The 17,405-nt window shown below is 71.3% G+C and carries 15 protein-coding genes and 2 pseudogenes; 6 read left to right on the top strand and 11 right to left on the bottom strand.

The features are described from left to right. Positions 1-59: 59 nt before the first annotated feature. The 3 genes from nrfD to IPQ09_13080 form a co-directional block, all read right to left on the bottom strand. A complete protein-coding gene (gene nrfD, locus IPQ09_13090; GenBank protein MBL0195143.1) occupies positions 60-1,232 on the bottom strand; it encodes a polysulfide reductase NrfD in 1,173 nt (390 codons plus the stop codon). Between the two features lie 112 nt (positions 1,233-1,344). After that, complete coding sequence (locus tag IPQ09_13085; GenBank protein ID MBL0195142.1) at positions 1,345-2,244, bottom strand: 4Fe-4S dicluster domain-containing protein; 900 nt, start codon at positions 2,242-2,244, stop codon at positions 1,345-1,347. Beyond that, positions 2,237-2,827: a hypothetical protein gene (locus tag IPQ09_13080; GenBank protein MBL0195141.1), complete on the bottom strand. Its 591-nt coding sequence runs from the start codon at positions 2,825-2,827 to the stop codon at positions 2,237-2,239. The genes IPQ09_13085 and IPQ09_13080 overlap by 8 nt, the downstream gene beginning before the upstream one ends. Before the next feature lie 219 nt (positions 2,828-3,046). On the opposite strand from IPQ09_13080, the gene IPQ09_13075 reads away from it, so the two are divergent. The 6 genes and pseudogenes from IPQ09_13075 (at position 3,047) to chrA (ending at position 8,963) form a co-directional block, all read left to right on the top strand. Further along, positions 3,047-3,316 carry a hypothetical protein gene (locus IPQ09_13075; GenBank protein MBL0195140.1) on the top strand — a complete coding sequence of 90 codons (270 nt, stop codon included), beginning with the start codon at positions 3,047-3,049 and terminating at the stop codon, positions 3,314-3,316. Then, complete coding sequence (locus tag IPQ09_13070) at positions 3,316-5,751, top strand: molybdopterin-dependent oxidoreductase (protein MBL0195139.1); 2,436 nt, start codon at positions 3,316-3,318, stop codon at positions 5,749-5,751. The genes IPQ09_13075 and IPQ09_13070 overlap by 1 nt, the downstream gene beginning before the upstream one ends. Next, positions 5,748-6,578 carry a hypothetical protein gene (locus IPQ09_13065; protein MBL0195138.1) on the top strand — a complete coding sequence of 277 codons (831 nt, stop codon included), beginning with the start codon at positions 5,748-5,750 and terminating at the stop codon, positions 6,576-6,578. The genes IPQ09_13070 and IPQ09_13065 overlap by 4 nt, the downstream gene beginning before the upstream one ends. Next, complete coding sequence (locus IPQ09_13060; GenBank protein MBL0195137.1) at positions 6,575-7,051, top strand: 4Fe-4S binding protein; 477 nt, start codon at positions 6,575-6,577, stop codon at positions 7,049-7,051. The genes IPQ09_13065 and IPQ09_13060 overlap by 4 nt, the downstream gene beginning before the upstream one ends. Then, positions 7,041-7,367 carry a hypothetical protein gene (locus IPQ09_13055; GenBank protein ID MBL0195136.1) on the top strand — a complete coding sequence of 109 codons (327 nt, stop codon included), beginning with the start codon at positions 7,041-7,043 and terminating at the stop codon, positions 7,365-7,367. Before IPQ09_13060 ends, IPQ09_13055 begins: the two co-directional genes overlap by 11 nt. A gap of 533 nt (positions 7,368-7,900) precedes the next feature. Next, positions 7,901-8,963 (top strand): annotated as a pseudogene (gene chrA / locus IPQ09_13050) (chromate efflux transporter). Between the two features lie 15 nt (positions 8,964-8,978). Here the strand turns inward: chrA and IPQ09_13045 are convergent. The 8 genes and pseudogenes from IPQ09_13045 to mutS form a co-directional block, all read right to left on the bottom strand. Next, positions 8,979-9,500: a hypothetical protein gene (locus IPQ09_13045; GenBank protein MBL0195135.1), complete on the bottom strand. Its 522-nt coding sequence runs from the start codon at positions 9,498-9,500 to the stop codon at positions 8,979-8,981. 197 nt (positions 9,501-9,697) lie between these two features. Next, positions 9,698-10,804, bottom strand: coding sequence for a hypothetical protein (locus tag IPQ09_13040; protein MBL0195134.1), 1,107 nt, complete (start codon positions 10,802-10,804; stop codon positions 9,698-9,700). Positions 10,805-10,817: 13 nt separating this feature from the next. Next, the gene (locus IPQ09_13035; GenBank protein MBL0195133.1) at positions 10,818-11,132 is read right to left on the bottom strand and encodes a metal-sulfur cluster assembly factor; all 315 of its coding nucleotides are present in this window, start codon (positions 11,130-11,132) and stop codon (positions 10,818-10,820) included. Between the two features lie 134 nt (positions 11,133-11,266). After that, the gene (locus IPQ09_13030; GenBank protein MBL0195132.1) at positions 11,267-11,734 is read right to left on the bottom strand and encodes a hypothetical protein; all 468 of its coding nucleotides are present in this window, start codon (positions 11,732-11,734) and stop codon (positions 11,267-11,269) included. Positions 11,735-12,001: 267 nt separating this feature from the next. After that, a pseudogene (locus tag IPQ09_13025) lies at positions 12,002-12,356 on the bottom strand (rhodanese-like domain-containing protein). A gap of 67 nt (positions 12,357-12,423) precedes the next feature. Then, positions 12,424-13,263 (bottom strand): hypothetical protein, encoded by an 840-nt coding sequence (locus tag IPQ09_13020; GenBank protein MBL0195131.1) that lies wholly within the window; start codon positions 13,261-13,263, stop codon positions 12,424-12,426. Between the two features lie 116 nt (positions 13,264-13,379). Further along, entirely contained in the window at positions 13,380-14,519 is a 1,140-nt protein-coding gene (locus IPQ09_13015; protein ID MBL0195130.1) for a class I SAM-dependent methyltransferase, read from the bottom strand. 67 nt (positions 14,520-14,586) lie between these two features. Further along, on the bottom strand, positions 14,587-17,391 hold the full coding sequence (mutS, locus tag IPQ09_13010; GenBank protein ID MBL0195129.1) for a DNA mismatch repair protein MutS: 2,805 nt from the start codon (positions 17,389-17,391) through the stop codon (positions 14,587-14,589). Between the last annotated feature and the right edge of the window lie 14 nt (positions 17,392-17,405).

The raw sequence follows: 17,405 nt of genomic DNA, 5'->3' as shown, positions 1-17,405 counted from the left end.
TGCGACTCGTCATGCCATGGGGAACGTAGGTCGGCGCGCGGGCGCGCGAAAGTGCGCGCTCACAGGCGCCGCGACGAAGGCTGCGCGCTCGGCGCGTCGGCCTTGTCGGACAGCTCTCCGGTCAGCACCGGCAGCACGATCTTGAGGAGCACGAGCAGCACGAGCCCGCCGAACGCCCAGAGCCCCGCGGAGATCTTCCACTCGGCCACGCTCGGCGTGTATTCGACCAGCTCGTGGAGGGTGCTCGGCACGAAGCCGGGGACGATGAGCCCCATCCCCTTCTCGATCCACACGCCGCCGAACGCCGCGCCGCAGCCGGCGAGGAGCACCCGAGGGTCCTTGCGGCTCGCGGGGAGGTGGACGAGCACCGCGGAGGTGATGTTGAGGAACACGGCGGTCCAGATCCACGGGACGAGCGCGTGGTGACCGTGGAGCCCAAAGAAGAGGTAGCGCGACGCCGTCGTGTGCGCGCCGCCCGTGTAGAACTCGGTGAACTGCTCGGAGCCGAACATGAAGAGGTTCAGCAGGATGGTGACGCGGAGCACACTGGAGAGCAGCTTCACCGGGCCATCGCCGAATCGGAACGAGGGGACCGTGGCCCGCACCCCGTGGAGCAGGGCGATGACGAACGCCGGGCCCGTGATGAAGGCCGAGGCGATGAAGCGCGGCGCGAGGAGCGCCGAGTTCCAGAAGGGGCGCCCGCCGAGCCCGGCGTACAGGAACGCGGTCACCGAGTGAATGGAGATCGCCCACCCGATGGAGAGGAAGACGAAGGGCAGATACCAGCGCTTCTGCGGGCGCCGCCCGAGGTACTTCATGTAGACGAGATACCCGCAAATGTGCAGGTTCAGCGCGAGATATCCGTTGAGTGCGATGACGTCCCAGGTGAGCATCGAGATGGGCCAGTTGAACCGCCCCACCCCCGGGATGATGTGCCAGAAACGATCGGGGCGCCCCATGTCGGCCACGATGAACCCTGTACACACCAGAATGGCGGCGATGGCCAGGACCTCGCCCAGCAGCACGACGTCGTGCATCTCGTCGTCGTCGTAGAGATACGCGGGAATGACCATCATCACCGCGCCCGCGGCGAGGCCGACCGCGAACGTGAAATTGGCGATGTAAAGCCCCCATGACACGTGGTCGGACATGTTGGTCCGGATCATGCCGTCGGCGAGCTGGTGCGACCACGCGTTGGCCCCGACCAGCATCACCGCGGTGAGGACGGTCATGGCCGCGTAGTAGGCGAAGCTCCCCTCGAAGGCGAGGCGGACCACCCGCCAGAGGAACCGCGGATAGCTGAGCACGGGGGCGATGTCGGGGGCTTTCACGGTCGTACCCTTCTCAGCTGTCGAAGAAGTAGAAGAAGCGCGGGCGAGTGCCGAGCTCCTCCTTCAGGATGAAGACGCGCTTGTGCTCGAGCACCCAACGGATCTCGCTCTTCGGGTCGAGCATGTTGCCGAAAACGCGGGCACCCGTGGGGCAGGCCTCGAGGCACGCGGGGAGCTGGCCTTGGCGGGTGCGGTGCAGGCAGAACGTGCACTTCTCGACCACTCCCTGAGGGCGAATGCGGTTCGAGAGCAAGCCCTGGTTGGGGTTGATCTCGTCGGCGGGCACCTCGGGCTTGGTCCAGTTGAAGCGCCGGGCGTGGTAAGGGCACGCCGCCTCGCAGTAGCGGCAGCCGATACACCAGTTGTAGTCGACGACGACGATGCCGTCCTTCTCCTTCCACGTGGCCTGCACGGGGCACACCTTCACACAGGGTGCGTTGTCGCACTGCTGGCACTGCACCGGCATGTAGTACTTGCCGGGGGCGGGCACGGCGTGGTCGTAGTGCGCGTTCCCCTTCTCGAGATCGAAGCTGCCTTGCTCCATCTCGAGGACGCGAATGTAGGAGTTGTTCGTGGCGCGGTCGTGGTTGTTCTCGTGGTGGCAGGCCTCGGCGCACTTCCGACAGCCGATGCACACGCTGAGGTTCAGCGCGTAGCCGAACTCGACGTTCTCCATCGGCTTGAAGTCCTGAATGTGGACCTCCTTGCCATAGGCCTTCTTGGTCTCACCTTCGAGTCGCGTGATGAGCGCCGCGAGGTCGGCCTTGGAGAGCTCCTTGTAGTGCTTCTGCAGGAACTGATCGAGCGTGAGGTCTCGCGTGAACTCGCGGAGCGGCGCCATCGCGTAGGCGAAGGCCGACGCCCCGAGCGTGGCCCCGAGCACCTTGAGGGAGCGGCGCTTGGCTTTATCCATGGCTCGCCTCGCCGATCGTGCGGTCTCTCGGCGGGAGCACCGGACGCGAGGGTTGGTACTTCGGCACGTGAGGGTCGTGGCAGTCGACGCAGTGGTTGCGGAGCCTCCCGCCGCGCGACAGGTCCCAATAGCCGTTCATTCCGCCGTGGACTCCGCGCTGGTAGTCGCTGTGCTTCTTCCCGTGACACTGCGCGCAGAGCGTCATGGTGTCGCGGGTGGGGAGGACCGTGCCGTCGGCCAAGCGGAGGCGAGGCTCACCGCCGCCGGACGGCAAGTGGCAGCTCGGGCACGCGAGCTTGCCGTGGTCGACCACGAGGCCGTTGTGGAACTCGCGCAGGTCGGAGGCCTGCTCCGGGAAGGGCGCGCCGGCGTCGCGCACCCCGTGGCAGGTCACGCAGGCGACGCGGAGCTCGCGCCCGTGGGCGTCGAGCTTGCCGGTCTCGATGGAGGTGAGCTTGGGCGGCTCGTGGACGACGATCGGGCCGGTCGCGGACGCCGCCGGAGCGGGCGCGAACGTGAGAGGCTCATCGCGGCCGCACGCGGCGACCCAGACAGTGGACGCGGCGAGCGTCACGGCGGCCACGAGACGATGGGAGGCAACAGAGAGCACGCCGCCGACGACGCACGACCCGTGCCAGCGCGTTCCGGGGCGTTTGCGCGGGCGCCGCCTGGCCTTCGCGCAAACTATTCGCGAGGGCTGCGGGGACTGCGCCGCGCGCGCGGCGGCCTGCGGAATCGGAGGCTGAGTCTGTGCGGCGGGCGCGCGCCGCGACGTCGGCGCGGAACTTGCTGAAGGGCGGGCATGCCGATCGCTTCTGTGATCATTTCCACCGTCCCTGACCGCGAGCTGCGGTGCCGCGCGTTGGCCGCGCTGCTCACGGAGCCCCGCGTCGAGCTCGGCGAGGCGCAGGGCGACTACCTGCCCGCCGTGCTCGACACCGGCACGGCCGAGGAGGGCGAAGAGCTCGTCTCCGACCTGCTGAAGACCGCGGGGATCCTCCGCGTCGACGTCGTCAGCATTCATTTCGAGGACACGGCGCCGGGCTCGGCCGCGGCCGCGGGAGGTGTGTAATGGAGCGCCGAACATTCCTGAAGCAAGCCGCGCTCGCCAGCGCCGTGGCAGCCGCCGCCCGGCTCCTCCGCGGGGGCACGGCTCACGCCGAGGGGCCGCCGCCCGCGCCTGGCGCTGGCCCCGGCCCTGGCCCCAGCCTCCCGCAGGTGGTGGACGGCGTGAAGTGGGACAAGGCCCCGTGCCGCTTCTGCGGGACCGGCTGTCACGTGCAGGTCGGGGTCAAGGGCGGCAAGGTCGTGCAGATCCAGGGCGATCCTCGCGCCGACGTCAACAAGGGCCTCCTCTGCGTGAAGGGCTATCACGTGGGGCTCGCCCTCTACGGCCAAGATCGCCTGCGGACGCCGCTCCTCCGCAAGAATGGCAAACAGGAGCCCATCACCTGGGACCAGGCGATCGAGATCATCGCCAAGCGCGCGCAGAAGAACCCCGCAGGGTTCGCGATTTACGGCAGCGGACAGTGGACCATCCCCGAGGGGTACGCCGCGGCGAAGCTCATCAAGGCGGGGCTCGGCCACAACCAGCTCGAGGCCAACGCGCGCTTGTGCATGTCGTCGGCCGTCACCGGGTTCCTCGCCGCTTACGGGGTGGACGAGCCCGCGGGGTGCTACGAGGATCTCGACAAGTGCGACGTGCTCATCACGTGGGGCAACAACCCCGCGGAGATGCACCCGGTGCTGTTCTCGCGGTTCATCGATCGGCGAAACCGCGGCGAGCGCGTCACGTTCATCGACATGGCGACGCGACGCACGCGGAGCAGTCAGTTCGCGGACAAATCGATCCGCTTTCGACCGCAGACCGATCTCGCCCTGGCGAACGGCATCGCGCACCTCCTGCTGGAGAAGGGCACGTACGACAAGGAGTTCGTCGAGAAGCACTGCGCGTTCCGCGCGCCCGACGAAGCGAAGACCCTGCTCGGGAAGGCCATCACGCTCGACGAGTACAAGCGTCAGATGGCCGAGTACACCCCGGAGAAGGTCGAGGCGATCACGGGCGTGAGCGCGGCCGACGTGCGGTATCTGGCCGACCTCTTCGGGCGGCGCGACGTGCGCATCACGAGCATCTGGTGCATGGGAATGAACCAGCACACGCGCGGCACGGCGATCAACACGCTGGTGCACGGTGTCCACCTCCTGAGTGGCCACTTCGGCAAGCCGGGCGACGCGCCCACGAGCCTGACCGGCCAGCCCTCGGCGTGCGGTACCGTGCGCGAGGTGGGCACCCTCTGCCACCTGCTGCCCGGCGGCATGAACGTGACGAAGCCCGAAGACCGCAAAGAGGCCGAGCACCACTGGAACGTCCCCGAGGGGCGCATCTCGGCGAAGCCTGGCTATCACACGGTGGAGATGTTCAAGCGCTTCTCCACGCCGAAGGACAAGGGCGGAGACATCGACACGCTGTGGGTGCAGACCACGAACCCCGGACAGTCGCTGCCCAACGTGCACGCGCTGTTCGAGCCGAGCCGCAAGCTCGACGACAAGTTCCTCATCGCGTCCGACGTGTACCCCACGGCCACCACCCGAGCGGCCGACCTGGTGCTGCCGGCGGCGCTCTGGATAGAGAAGCACGGAATGTTCGGCAACTCGGAGCGCCGCACGCAGCAGTGGTTCCGCATGGTGGACGCCCCCGGCGACGCGCGGTGCGATCTGTGGCAGCTCATCGCCGTGGCGAAGAAGCTCCGCGACCTCGGCCACGCCGGAATGAACGACAAGGACGGGAAGTTCCTGTTCCACGTCGAGAAGGGCGGCAAGGAGATCCCCATCTGGGATCACAAGCACTTCTACGACGTGAACGTCGACGAGGCCATGTTCGAGGAGTACCGCCGCTTCTCGACGGGGCACCACAAGGACCTCGCGCCCTACTCGGAGTACGTGGCCAGTCGAGGCCTGCGGTGGCCGGTGGTGAAGCAGCCCGACGGCACCTGGCGCGAGACGCGCTTCCGCTTCGCGGAGCACGACGATCCGTACGTGCAGAAGGGGAAGGGCATTCAGTTCTACCACTCCACCACGAAGGACGACCGGGCCCAGATCTGGTTCCACCCGTACGAGGCGCCGCCGGAGTCGCCTGACGCGGAATACCCCTTCTGGCTGTGCACCGGGCGCGTGCTCGAGCACTGGCACACGGGCACGATGACCATGCGCATCCCGCAGCTCCAGCGGGCCATGCCGCAGTCGTACGTGGAGATGAGCCGTGAGGACGCCGCCAAGATGGGCATTCAGGACGGCGAGATCGTGGTCGTGGAGAGTCGCCGCGGAAAGGTCGAGCTGCCCGTCTGGATCGACGGGCGAGGCGCGCCCCCGAACGGCACGCTGTTCGTTCCCTTCTTCGACGAGCGGATCATGATCAACGAGGTGACGCTCGACGCGCACGACCCGTTCTCGAAGCAGCCTGACTACAAGAAGTGCTCGGCGCGCGTGCGCAGGCGGGCGCGGCCATGAGCGAGAAGCCGAGGCGGACCGCGGAGGACGAGGGCGACCGTCGCGAGCCCGAGCCCGCGCCCGCGCGCCGCTCGTGGCACGTGATCGGGCTCTTGGCGCTCGGGGCCTCGGCGGCGGGCTTCTTCACGGGCATCGCGAAGGAGGCGCGCACTGTGCCCGGGCGGCCTGCGGACGACCCCGCGGCCATCGCGCCCACGCCCGGCTATTCTGACCTCCGCACCACACGCCGCGGGCCAAACGCGAGGCTCTACGCGAAGGCCTTCGACCGATTCGAGGACAAGCTCCCGAAGACGACGGACGTGGTGCCTCCGCAGACCGCCGAGGAGCGGGCGCGCGTGCTCGAGGCCCGCGGGGCGCTGCGCGCCTACGACGGCGCGCCGCCGATCATCCCTCACGCCGTCGCGGGGTCCAGCACGACCGAGTGCCTCACCTGCCACGAGAAGGGGGCCGTCGTCGCGGGGCGGCGCGCTCCGGCGATGAGCCACGAGCGCTTCGAGAGCTGCACTCAGTGCCACGCGGCCGCGAGCGGCCCGCCGTCGCCCCCACCGCCCCCGCTCACCCAGAGCACCTTCGTCGGCGCCTCGCCCGTCGCGAGCGGCGAACGCGCGTGGAAGGGCGCGCCTCCGACCATCCCCCACGCGACCCGAATGCGGGGCCAATGCGGGAGCTGCCACGGGGTCGCGGGGGCGCTCGGCATGCGGTCGACGCACCCGTGGCGCGAGAGCTGCACGCAGTGCCACACACCCTCGGCGGCCCTCGACGGGCGCGCCTCCACGCTCCCGCCCGTGGGCGGCGCCGCGCCCGCTGCGCGCGGAGCGGCCCCATGACCGCGAAGCTGAGTCGACGCTCGTTGTTCGACGCGTTCCGCCCGCCCGAGGCGAGGCCGGCCCCGGTCGAGCGCGCGCCTGGCTTCTCGCTCGACGCGTTCTACGCGCGGCGAGGGGCCGCGGAGGCGCCGCCGCCCTCGCCGCTCCGGCCCGGTCTGCCCGAGGTCGCGACTACGCGCGTGGGCCTCGGCCCGAGGCGCGCGCCGGGGGGCGGCGGACTCCACGCCTTGGCGATCCCCGAGGGCGGAAAGGTGCGGCTGCGGGCCCACGCCTGCCTCGCGCTCACGGGCTCGTTCTGCTCCACCTGCTCGGAGCGGTGCCCGGTGCCGGGAGCCATCCTCGTGGAGGCCGGTCGCCCGCGAGTCGACGAGCAGGTCTGCACCGGGTGCGGAGTGTGCGTGGGCGTGTGCCCCGCGCCCATCAACGGCTTCGACATCGTGCTCCCTCGGGCGGAGGTGCGGGGTGGCGCCTGAGCTCGGGGCGGGGGCCGGCTCCGAGGAGCTGGAGTTGCCGCCGGTGCAGATGGCCGACCTCGACGAGGCGACCGTGCGCGCGCTCTTCACCGACGTGGAGCTCCTCGGGCAGCACGTGTCCGTCACGCTCAAGCACGGGGCGGAGCGCTACGTGAGCGAGGGGACCACCCCGGTCGGCGACGCGCTCGGCGCGCTGCTCGCGGGCCTCGCGCTGGGAGTGCAGCTCCGGTACGAGCACCAGGGTGTCGGGTATCTCGATACGGTCATGCGCGGCCCCTCGGGCTACCGGCTCGTGCGTATGCAGCACACCGCGTAGGGTTCGAGCGGCCGCCTGTGGTCGGCGACGCGCTGAACGGCCACTTAGCAGCCCGTTGATTTACTCCCGTCGGCCCGTCGCCGCCGCATCCCGACCGCCGTCGTTGCGATCCTGCGGTGCGTGCTCACCTAGAAACGCCCACCTGGAACGCGCTCCGCGCGCTCCACGGATCGCGCCTTGGCGGGCCGGGCGCGGACGACGCCGGGCCTCGGTCCGTAAATCAACAGGCTGTTAGTGGCAGTCGCGATCGGCAGCTCCTCCCTCGCAGAGAGGTCGCCGCTCGCGACGATAGGGCACGATCGACATACCGTTTTCGAGAAGCCTCGATCCCACGTGCGGGGTTTGGCGATTCCCGCCCGGCGCCACGGAGGCAAGTGCTACCGTGGTGGTTCCTCGTGACCACGCCGCCCGCCCACGACGTGTCGCCGTCGCCGTCGACCGCGCAGGAAGAGCGCACGTCGTTCGGCGAGCTCGCGTGGCTCTTTTTCCGCCTCGGAGCGACGTCGTTCGGTGGCCCCGCGGCCCACGTGGCGATGATGCATGACGAGGTCGTCCGCCGCCGCGGATGGCTGAGCGACGAGCGCTTCCTCGACCTCGTGTCCGCGACGAACCTCATCCCGGGGCCGAACTCGACCGAGCTGGCGATCCACGTCGGCTGGGAGCGGCGAAGGGGCGCGGGGCTCGTGGTGGCCGGCGTGGCGTTCATCGCCCCCGCCATGTGGCTCACGGCGGCGTGCGGCTACGCCTACGTGCGCTACGGCGCGCTGCCCGCCGCGGGATGGATCCTCTACGGCGTCAAACCGGTGATCCTGGGGGTGGTCGTGCAGGCCATCGCGGGGCTCGCGCCCAAGGCGGCGACGACGACGCGCCTGCGGGCGATAGGCGTGCTCGCAGGGGTGCTCGCGGCCGTCGGGGTGCACGAGCTCGCGGTGCTCCTCGGTGCGGGGCTCGCTTCGGTCGCGACCGCCCCGCGGCGACGCGCGTCACCTGCGGACGAGGCGCATTCGCTCGGCCCGCTCGCGCCCCTCTCCGGCGCCGTCGCCGCGACGGGCGCCGCGCAGCTCGTGACGCTGCCGTCGATGTTCTGGGTGTTCCTCAAGACCGGCTCGGTGCTGTTCGGGAGCGGCTACGTCCTCGTGGCCTTCCTCCGCTCGGACCTCGTCCAGCGGCTCCACTGGCTCACGGAGGCCCAGCTCATCGACGCCGTCGCCGTGGGCCAGATCACGCCCGGGCCGGTGTTCACGACGGCGACGTTCGTGGGCTATGTGCTCGCGGGGCCCTCGGGGAGCGCTGGTCGCCACCGTCGGCATCTTCCTACCGGCCTTCGTGTTCGTCGCGCTCAGCGGGCCGCTCGTGCCCCGGCTGCGCGCCTCGGCGCGCGCCGGCGCCTTTCTCGACGGCGTCAACGTGGCGTCCCTCGCCCTGATGGTGGTGGTGACCGCCCAGCTCGCGCGCGCGGCCATCGTCGATCTCCCCGCCCTCGCACTCGCCCTCGTCGCGGCCGGGACGCTCCTGCGATTCAAGAAGCTCAACGCGACGTGGCTCGTGCTGGGCGGCGCGGTCGCGGGGTTCGCCGTGAGCTGGGCGCGCCCGTAGCCCAGCGGGCGAGGCTCACGGCAGGCACACCTTGCGGTTCTCCTTGCCGCCGCCGGTCGAGCGGCAGCCGAGCGCCTGCGACGCGAAGCTCTTGCAGTAGGCGTCCTCTTTGGCGCCGGTGTCGAAGAAGACGGGGCCGACGGCGGCGATCCCCGCCGCGACGTCGCCCGGCTCGCAGCTGAGAAAGCACATCTTCTTTCCGGTCGACTCGAAGGGAGCGCACACCTGCCTGAGGCCGGTCTTGCACTCGCCCGGCGCGGCGCAGCAGTCGGCGTCGGAGTCGCAGAGATGCGTGCAGTATCCATTGGTGACCCGATCGAGACACTGAACGTCACCCTTGAGCGCGCCGCCGTCCCCGCTGGCGAGGCCGGGGTAGCAGTCGGCAGGCGAGCGACACGCCTGCCCGGTCTGCTCCGGGGGGCGCGCGGCGTCGGCGGCCGCGTCGGCCAGCGTCGGATCCGTGGTGGTGCTGCTGCAGGCGACGAGCGCGGCGACGGTGGAGGCGAGCGCGAGGGCGCGTGCGAGAGGAGGAGTCATTCAGCTAGACTGGTCACAAGCGCGGGCTCTGTCGACTGGTCACCCCACCTTCCCCCGGACACAACGGTGACCACCGGCCTGGCACTTCTGCGAGATTTCCCTTCACGAGCGCGAGCACCCGGAGGGCGCCAAGGATCTTCAAGGCGCGACCTCGCCTTCCGCGCCTTCGTCGCCCACCTCCAGGTTGTCGCGGGAGCCTAACCGCAGACCGAACGACGCGCCCGCGACCAGAGCACCGCGCCCACGAGCGCGGCGAGCGCGAGCGCGTTCGAAAGGCCGCCCGCCTGCCGCAGCGCGAGCTCCCCGGTCGCGTCCCCGAGGAGCCTCGCGACGAGCCCGCCGTGCAGCAGCGCGAGCGGCGCGTAGAGGATCGGGTGGAACGGCACTTCCACGCGCGCGACCGCGGGCAAGATGATCGGAGCGTGTGCGAAGACCATCGAGAGCACGAAGCCGACGAACACGGCGTGGAGGACCGCGTCGTAGTGAGGGCCTGCGCCGGGCAGCCCGATCGCGGTGAGCGCGAGCCCCGCGATCAAGAGCCAGAAGGCGCCCAGCAGCACACCGATGGCGGCGTACCGAGCGAGCCCGGGCTGCCGGATCGTGCGCCGCGCGAGATCGAAGCGCAGCTCCCACGCGGCCGCCAGGGCCAGCGGCGGCCCGAGCGGCCGGGCCCCGAGCCAAGGCGAGACGAGCGCGCCGACGGCGAGCAGCGCGAGCACCCACGAGAGGCCCACGAGGGCGTGGGTGGCCCACCGCGGGGTCGGCGCGAGGCGTGAGAGCTCGAGGCGCTCGGAGACGATCGTGAGGGCGAAGAAGACAATCCACGAGGGCACGAGCGCAGGCACCGTGCGCCCCGCCACCGCCCCGAGCGCGCCGGCCTCGAGCACGCCGGATCCGAGCAACATGAGCCACGTAAAGGGCGCGGACTGGCGGCGCACGATAGCGGCGTTCAGCGCGACGAGCGCGGTGGCCGCCGCGAGCGAGGCGAGGGCGCCGCCGCGGGGGAGCCCGAGCCCGGTGAGCCACGCGCCCGCGACGCCGAGCGCCGGCGCCGCGTAGCCCCAGCGCGCGCCATACGCGACCGCGCGCTCGAGCGCGATCACTGTCCCGAAGACCCCCATCACGAGCAGCGGACCGTGCGCCATGACCCTCGAGGCTCCGAAGGGCACGGCGAAGCCGAGCCTCGCGAGGCCGGCCAGCAGCCCGAGCAGCGCCATCGCGGCGGTCGCGACGAGCAGGGCGCGACGCGCGCGTGGGCTCGACGGGCGCGGCGGCGCGGCGCGCATAGGGACGACCGGGCTCACCGCGGCACGCGGCTCACGCGGGCCACCCGAGCTGCTCGCGCGCCCTCGGCGACATGCGCTCGGGGCCCCACGGAGGCTCCCACACGAGCGACACCGTGACCTCGCCCACGCCGTCGAGTGCGCCGAGTCGCTCTTCGGCGTCGCGCACGATCTGCTCTCCGAGCGGGCACGCCGCGGTGGTCATGGTGAGCGAGACGCGCACGGCAGAGCCCTCGACGGTGACGTCGTAGACGAGCCCGAGGGCCACGACGTCGATGCCAAGCTCGGGATCGATGACGCCCTCGAGGGCCAATAGGGCGCGGCTCCGTAGCGACTCCAGCTCAGTCATCGCCGACAACCTAGCATTACTGCGGGCGGTTCCCTCTCGCCACGCAGTTCGCTGCGCGAACGGCGTCGTGCTGAGACTGCCAAAGCGCTTGATGACCGAGAAGGGTGGCCACGTCCCAGCAGCCGCAAGGATGCTCAGGCTGTCGGGTCTCGCTTCCTGAAGAGGCGCAGCAGGCTGGGCGTGCTCCAGTCGGCGAAGAGCCCCTCGTAGGAGGGCGGAGGATCACCCCCGAAGCCGTTGTAGGTCACGAGGTAGCTTCCGGGCCGAGTGTCCTCGAGGAACGCCTCGACCGCGGACACGTCGCGGCGGTAGCGGGCGTCGCTGAGCTCCACCACCGCGTCGAGCTGATCGGGGCGGCCGAAGAGGTTCTCGCCGAAGGGGTTGTAGAGATAATACGCGTCCGCCTCCGGCACGGGGCGCTCCCCGAAGGCGCCGTGGGAGAACGTCACGCGATCGCCGACGCCGAACGTGTCGGCGAGCGCGCGGGCCGCGCCCACGAGGGCCGGCCGGTGCTCGAGACCTGCGAAACGGCAGCGCGTCGCGAGCGCGCCAGCGACGCAGAACTTCCCGGTCCCCGAGCCAATGTCGACCACACTGGACACCCTAAGATCTCGGAACCATGAGGAAATTCGCGCAACGACGGCCAGCGGAGTCCAGAAGTAAGGGGAGACGCCCTGGTGGACCGAAGGCAGGAAACGATCAAAGTCGGCGTCGGGCGGGATCTCACCCCGCCGCAGCGCGGCGCCGACGCACGCGGCGCGCGCGCCTTCCGCGAGCCCTGACCGAACAGCGAGCTCGACGCCCGCGGACGGAGGTTGCGTTGGGGTCTCTCGATCCTCGCGGGACGGCTGCTTTGGCACGTGGGACCGCTAGCCCGGCCAGCGCGCGATCGAGCCCAGATCGTGGACGTCGCTGAAGCCCGCGCTCCGAAGCACCTTGGCGGCGCTCGCCGAGCGAACGCCGCTCGCGCAGTAGACCACGATGGCCTTGTCCTTCTCGCCGAGCTCCGCGGAGTCGGCTGCGAACCTCCCCCACGGGGATGTTGACGGAACCCTTGATGTGACCGCCGGAGTACTCGCCAGGGCTGCGCACGTCGACGAGCCGAGCGCCCGCGTCGACGAGGGCTCGCGCCTTGTCCGGGGCGACCTTCCCAAGGAACGCGCGACTCAGCTGCCACGCGAGGAGCGCGCCAATACCCACGGTGACGACGGTCTGAGCATCCATAGTTCTCTTCGAGCCAGGACGGGGGGAGAAGGGTTCGTTGGGTTCCCTCTCCCCCCTCCCCGCTGCCCTACTTCACGTAGAGCTGCGCGGCGGCGATTCCGGCGCCGCGCGTGGCGGTGATGACGAATTTCGCCTGCACCGGGAACGGGATGATCGCGAGCTTCACGCAGTTTCCCTTGCCGCCGAGCGACGCCTGCGCGCCTTGGGTGGTGTCACGACCGAGCTGCGGGCTCTGGCCGGGGATGGGGGTCGTCGCGACCATGGTGATGTCGACCTCCTGGATGCCCGCGCCGACGGCGACCACCGTGTAGCACTTGCCCGGCTGGATGGTCATGGGCTGCTCGAGGCTCTGCCCTTGCTGGAACTGGCCCGCGATCATGTTCCCCTCGCGTTGCATGCCGGGAGCCTCGGTGTTCGCGAAGGCCATGAGCGGGACCGTGGCAGGTGCCGCCAGGTTGGGGTCGATCACCGTCGCCGAGCCCCCTGGAGCGCCTCCGCCCCCACCCGCTGGGGCTGGCGCGGGGAAGCCGGGGATCGGGAACGGAAGGCCCGGGACTCCGGGCTGCGCGGGCTGCTCAGGCGCGGGCTGCCCTGGCTGCGGCGGCACGCCCGGCTGCGGCGGCACGCCCGGCTGCGGCGGATACCCCGGCTGCTGCGGCGGATACCCCGGCTGCTGCGGCGGATACCCCGGCTGCTGCGGCGCGTACCCCGGCTGCTGCGGCGCGTACCCCGGCTGCTGCGGCGCGTACCCCGGCTGCTGCGGCGCGTACCCCGGCTGCTGCGGCGCGTACCCCGGCTGCTGGGGCTGCACGGCTTGCTGCTGGGGCTGCGACGGCGGACACCCCGCGCCGACGAGCGAGAAGCCGACGAGCGCGGCGAAGGAAGCGAGGCGGGAAAATGAGTTCAAGGTCGAGCTCCTCGTGGTGGCTAGCGCGTCCTGCATGCGCCAGCGCGAGGAGTGTACGACGGATGCCGGGCGGACTGAAGCCCGCCCGCGCGCGACGCCCGTGGTCGTCTCGTCGCCTACTTCTTGGGCTTGCTCGGTACCTTGGCGACCTTGGAGAACTTCAGGGTCATGCGGTCGCTCTCGCCGATGGCTTCGTACTTCGCCCGATCGACCTCTTTGAGCGTGAGCGTGGGGGGGAGTGTCCACACCCCCTCCGCGTAGTCTTTCGTGTCCCTGGGGTTGGCGTTCACCTCCGACTTGCCGGCGAACTTGAACCCGGCGGCCTCGACGCGCTCGATGACCCACGCCTCGGGCAGATACCCATGCTTCGAGGTCTCTTCGACCTTGGCGCCGGCCTTCGCACGGTGTTGCTCGATGCCGAGCGTGCCGCCCATCTTGAGGGCCTTGTGGATCTGGGCGAGCCACGCGTCGAGCTTGCCGTTGTTCTGCATGCCGTGCAGCCCGCGCATGACGAGCGCGAGGTCGACCTTGCCGTCGAGGTCGAGCCGCGGTGACGCGCCGTCGAGCAGCGCGATCTCGGCCTTGCCGAAGACCTCGGGCGACTTGTCGAGAAAGAGCTTGAACCTGTGCCCGTAGAACGTGCTGCGTTGATCGGCCGGACCGTTCGGATCGGTGCTCGTGACGATGAGCTTGCCCTGCGCCGCCACGATGGGCGCGAGGATCTCCGTGTACCATCCCTCACCGGGGCCGTACTCGAGCACCGTCTGGCGCGGTGTCAGCCCGAAGAACGCGAGCGTCTCGGCGGGGTGCCGCTGGGCGTCGCGCGCGACGTTGCGCGGCCCGCGGTGCTTGCTCGCGAGCACGGCAGTGAGCGCCGCCTTGAGGTTCGCGTGGCGTCGCTCGGCGACGGCCTTCGCCGCCGCGCGGAGCTCGGGGGTCCACCGCTCGAGCTCGGTCTTCGCGTCGGCGTCGGCCTGCGCCCAGTCGGCCTTCAGCCGCACGAGCGCCTCGGCCTTCTTCTTCTCCTCGGCGCTGGGCTCGGGGGCCTTCTCCTGCTCCGCGACCCCCGCGTCCACCGGCGCGGCCTTCATCGGCGGCGGGGCGGGCGCGACCGGCGGCGGCGCGACGACCGGCTCGGCGCCACACGCCAGAGGAGAGAGCCCGAGCGCAAGCGCGGCGGCCAGCGAGACGGGACGGCGAGGCCAGGGTGAGCGAGAGATCTGTTGCGAGCGCACGGCGGAGCGGAGACGGTGCATGCGGCCCTGGATAGGGCGCCTCGCGCGGGCGCGCAAGGGGCGCGGGCGGCGCGCTGTTTATTGCAGGTTACATCTTTCCGGAGCCGGCCGCGAGCTGCTTGAGCTCCGCGACCAGGAGCAGCGCCTCGATGGGCGTGAGCGCGTCCGGATCGACGGCGGCGAGGCGCGCGGCCACCGCGCTCGGGGGCGCGACGACAGGCCGTGGCGCGCCGGACGCGAGAGGCGCGAGAGGCGCGAGAGGCGCGAGAGGCGCCGCCGCTCCAGGTGAACGTGAGGGAGTCACCTCGGCGACCGCGCGGGGCGAGAAGAGGCCGAGCTGCTCGCGCGCAGCGTCCGGCTCCGCGGGCGGATCCACCGCCGCGGGGGAGGCCTCGACGCGGGACGATGCGCCCACGCCCGCTCGCGCGCCAGCGGCCCTCGGCGCCTCACCTCGTGTCTCGAGGCCGTCCAGGATCGCCCGCGCGCGCCGGAGCACGCTCTCGGGCAGGCCGGCCAACCGCGCGCAGGCCACGCCGTAGCTGCGCGACGCGGCGCCCTCGCCGACCTTGTGAAAGAAGACGATGTCTCCGTCGTGCTCACGCGCCGACACCGAGCGGTTGGCGCACCCCGGCTGGCCGTCGCCCAGCGCGGTGAGCTCATGGTAGTGCGTGGCGAAGAGGGCGCGACAGCGCACCGCCTCGGCGAGGTGCTCGGCCACGGCCCACGCGATGGAGAGCCCGTCGTAGGTGCTCGTCCCGCGCCCGATCTCGTCGAGGATGACGAGAGAGCGGCGCGTCGCGCGGAGGAGCACGTTCGCGGTCTCCTTCATCTCGACCATGAACGTGCTCTCGCCCTTCGACAGATTGTCGCTCGCGCCGACCCGCGTGAGGATCCGGTCCACGAGGCCGACGCGCGCCGCCGCCGCCGGCACGAACCCGCCCATCTGCGCGAGGATGACCGCCAGCGCGACCTGGCGCATGAAGGTCGACTTCCCGGCCATGTTCGGCCCGCTGACCAGCCAGAGGCGCGCGTCGCGCGCGTCGTCCGCGGCGTCGAGCGACACGTCGTTCGGGACGAAGGCGCCCGCGGCGGCGAGCCGCTCGACCACGGGGTGCCTCCCGTCGACGAGCGAGAGCGCGAGCCCGTGGTCGACCAGCGGGCGCACGTAGTCGCGAGAGTGGGCGACCTCGGCGAGGGCGGAAGCGACGTCCCACTCCGCGAGCGACCGCGCGGCGTCGCGCAGCTCGGCGTCGTGGGCGGCGAGGGCCGCGAGCAGCGCGGCGAAGAGCTCGGTCTCTCTCGAGGTGACGCGCGAGGTGGCGTGCGCGACCTTGTCGGAGAGCTCGTCGAGCTCGTCGCACGTGTAGCGCTCGCCCGTGGCGACGGTCTGCTTCCGACGCCAGGACCGCGGCGCCTTCGCGACGTGGGTCTTCGTTAGCTCGATGTACCAGCCGAACACGCGCGTGTAGCGGAGCTTGAGGCTGCTTATCTGGGTCTCGACGCGGAGGCGCCCCTCGAGCTCGACCAAGAGCCCCTGCCCGCCCTGCGCCAGGGCGCGCGCCTCGTCGAGCTCGGCGTCGTAGCCCTCGCGCAGCACGTCGCCATCGCCCGCCTTCGCGCCCGGCTCGTCGGCGAGCGCCCGAGCGAGCAGCTGCCTCGCGCCCTCGCAGGCCCCTGGCGCTCGCGCCACACCGGTCGCGCCGCCTAGCGCCCGCACCGTGGCGACGCTTCGCTCCATTTCATGTATAATACATGGCATCTCCGCGAGGGACCGTCCGAGAAGGACGAGATCTCGCGGCAGCGCGCGGCCGGTGAGCACCCGCACCGCGAGCCGCTCGAGGTCCGCGACCCGCGCGAGTCGGGCGCGCACCTCGGCGCGAAGACCCGGGTTCGTCACGAAGAGCTCGACGCCCTCGTGGCGCGCGCGGATGGTCGGCAGGTGCGCGCTGGGCGCGAGCACGCGGGCGCGCAGGAGCCGCGCGCCCATCGCGGTCTTGGTCGCGTCGATCTCCGCGAGGAGCGAGCCGCGCGCCTCGCCGTCGGTCGCACGGACGAGCTCGAGGTGCTCCTGGGTCGAGGCGTCGAGCACGAGCGTGTCGTCGGAGACGCGCGACGCGAGGCGCTCCACGGGGAGCCGCCTGCCGGGCTCGCACGCCTCGGCGTAACGCACGACGCGCGCGGCGGCGCGCCTCGCGAGCTCCGACGCCCCCGCGTCGCCAGCGCCGACGAGGTGGCGGAGGGCCGCGTCCACTTCGGCGATCTCGAGCTCTGCGAGGCTCGGGCGACGCGGCAGCTTCGGCCGCTGCTGTGCGAGGCGACCGTCGAGCGCCTCGCACCCCGGGCCGAGGAGCACCTCGCGGGGCTCGAGCCGCGTGAGCTCCGAGAGTGCGCCCCCGACGTGGGCCACGTCGCTCGCCGACAGCTCGCCCGTGGAGCCGTCGTACGCGGCGACGCCGTAGCGCTCGCGCTCGCCCTCGCCTTCGCGCTCGACCGCGACGACGTACGCGTTGCTCCCGCCCTCGAGCGCCGCGTCGTCGAAGACCAGCGCTGGGGTGACGACCCGCACGACCTCGCGCGGCACGATGCCCTTGACGGTCTGGGGATCCGCCATCTGCTCGCAGAGCGCGACGCGATACCCAAGCTCGGTGAGGCGCTGGATGTACGAGCTCGCCGCGTGGTGGGGCACGCCCGCCATCGGCACCTCGTCCTCGGCGTTCTTGTTGCGGCTCGTCAGCGTGAGATCGAGCGCGCGCGCGGCGACGACGGCGTCTTCGAAGAACAACTCGTAGAAGTCGCCGAGGCGGAAGAACAGGAGGGCGTCGGGGTGAGCCGCCTTCGCCCCGAGGTACTGCCGCATGAGCGGCGTCTGCGACGCATCCTTCGCCTTGGCCACGACCCTAGCTAGCC

This window comes from Myxococcales bacterium, assembly GCA_016720545.1.
Lineage (GTDB): Bacteria > Myxococcota_A > Polyangia > Polyangiales > Polyangiaceae > JAAFHV01.
This window is presented reverse-complemented; position numbering and strand designations above follow the sequence as displayed.

Excerpts from the sequence above, each read along its gene's own strand:
- nrfD (MBL0195143.1), bottom strand. The coding sequence starts at position 1,232 with ATGACCGTCCTCACCGCGGTGATGCTGGTCGGGGCCAACGCGTGGTCG.
- IPQ09_13070 (MBL0195139.1), top strand. The coding sequence starts at position 3,316 with ATGGAGCGCCGAACATTCCTGAAGCAAGCCGCGCTCGCCAGCGCCGTG.
- IPQ09_13015 (MBL0195130.1), bottom strand. The coding sequence starts at position 14,519 with ATGCACCGTCTCCGCTCCGCCGTGCGCTCGCAACAGATCTCTCGCTCA.
- IPQ09_13045 (MBL0195135.1), bottom strand. The coding sequence starts at position 9,500 with ATGACTCCTCCTCTCGCACGCGCCCTCGCGCTCGCCTCCACCGTCGCC.
- IPQ09_13065 (MBL0195138.1), top strand. The coding sequence starts at position 5,748 with ATGAGCGAGAAGCCGAGGCGGACCGCGGAGGACGAGGGCGACCGTCGC.
- IPQ09_13075 (MBL0195140.1), top strand. The coding sequence starts at position 3,047 with ATGCCGATCGCTTCTGTGATCATTTCCACCGTCCCTGACCGCGAGCTG.
- IPQ09_13085 (MBL0195142.1), bottom strand. The coding sequence starts at position 2,244 with ATGGATAAAGCCAAGCGCCGCTCCCTCAAGGTGCTCGGGGCCACGCTC.
- IPQ09_13035 (MBL0195133.1), bottom strand. The coding sequence starts at position 11,132 with ATGACTGAGCTGGAGTCGCTACGGAGCCGCGCCCTATTGGCCCTCGAG.
- IPQ09_13060 (MBL0195137.1), top strand. The coding sequence starts at position 6,575 with ATGACCGCGAAGCTGAGTCGACGCTCGTTGTTCGACGCGTTCCGCCCG.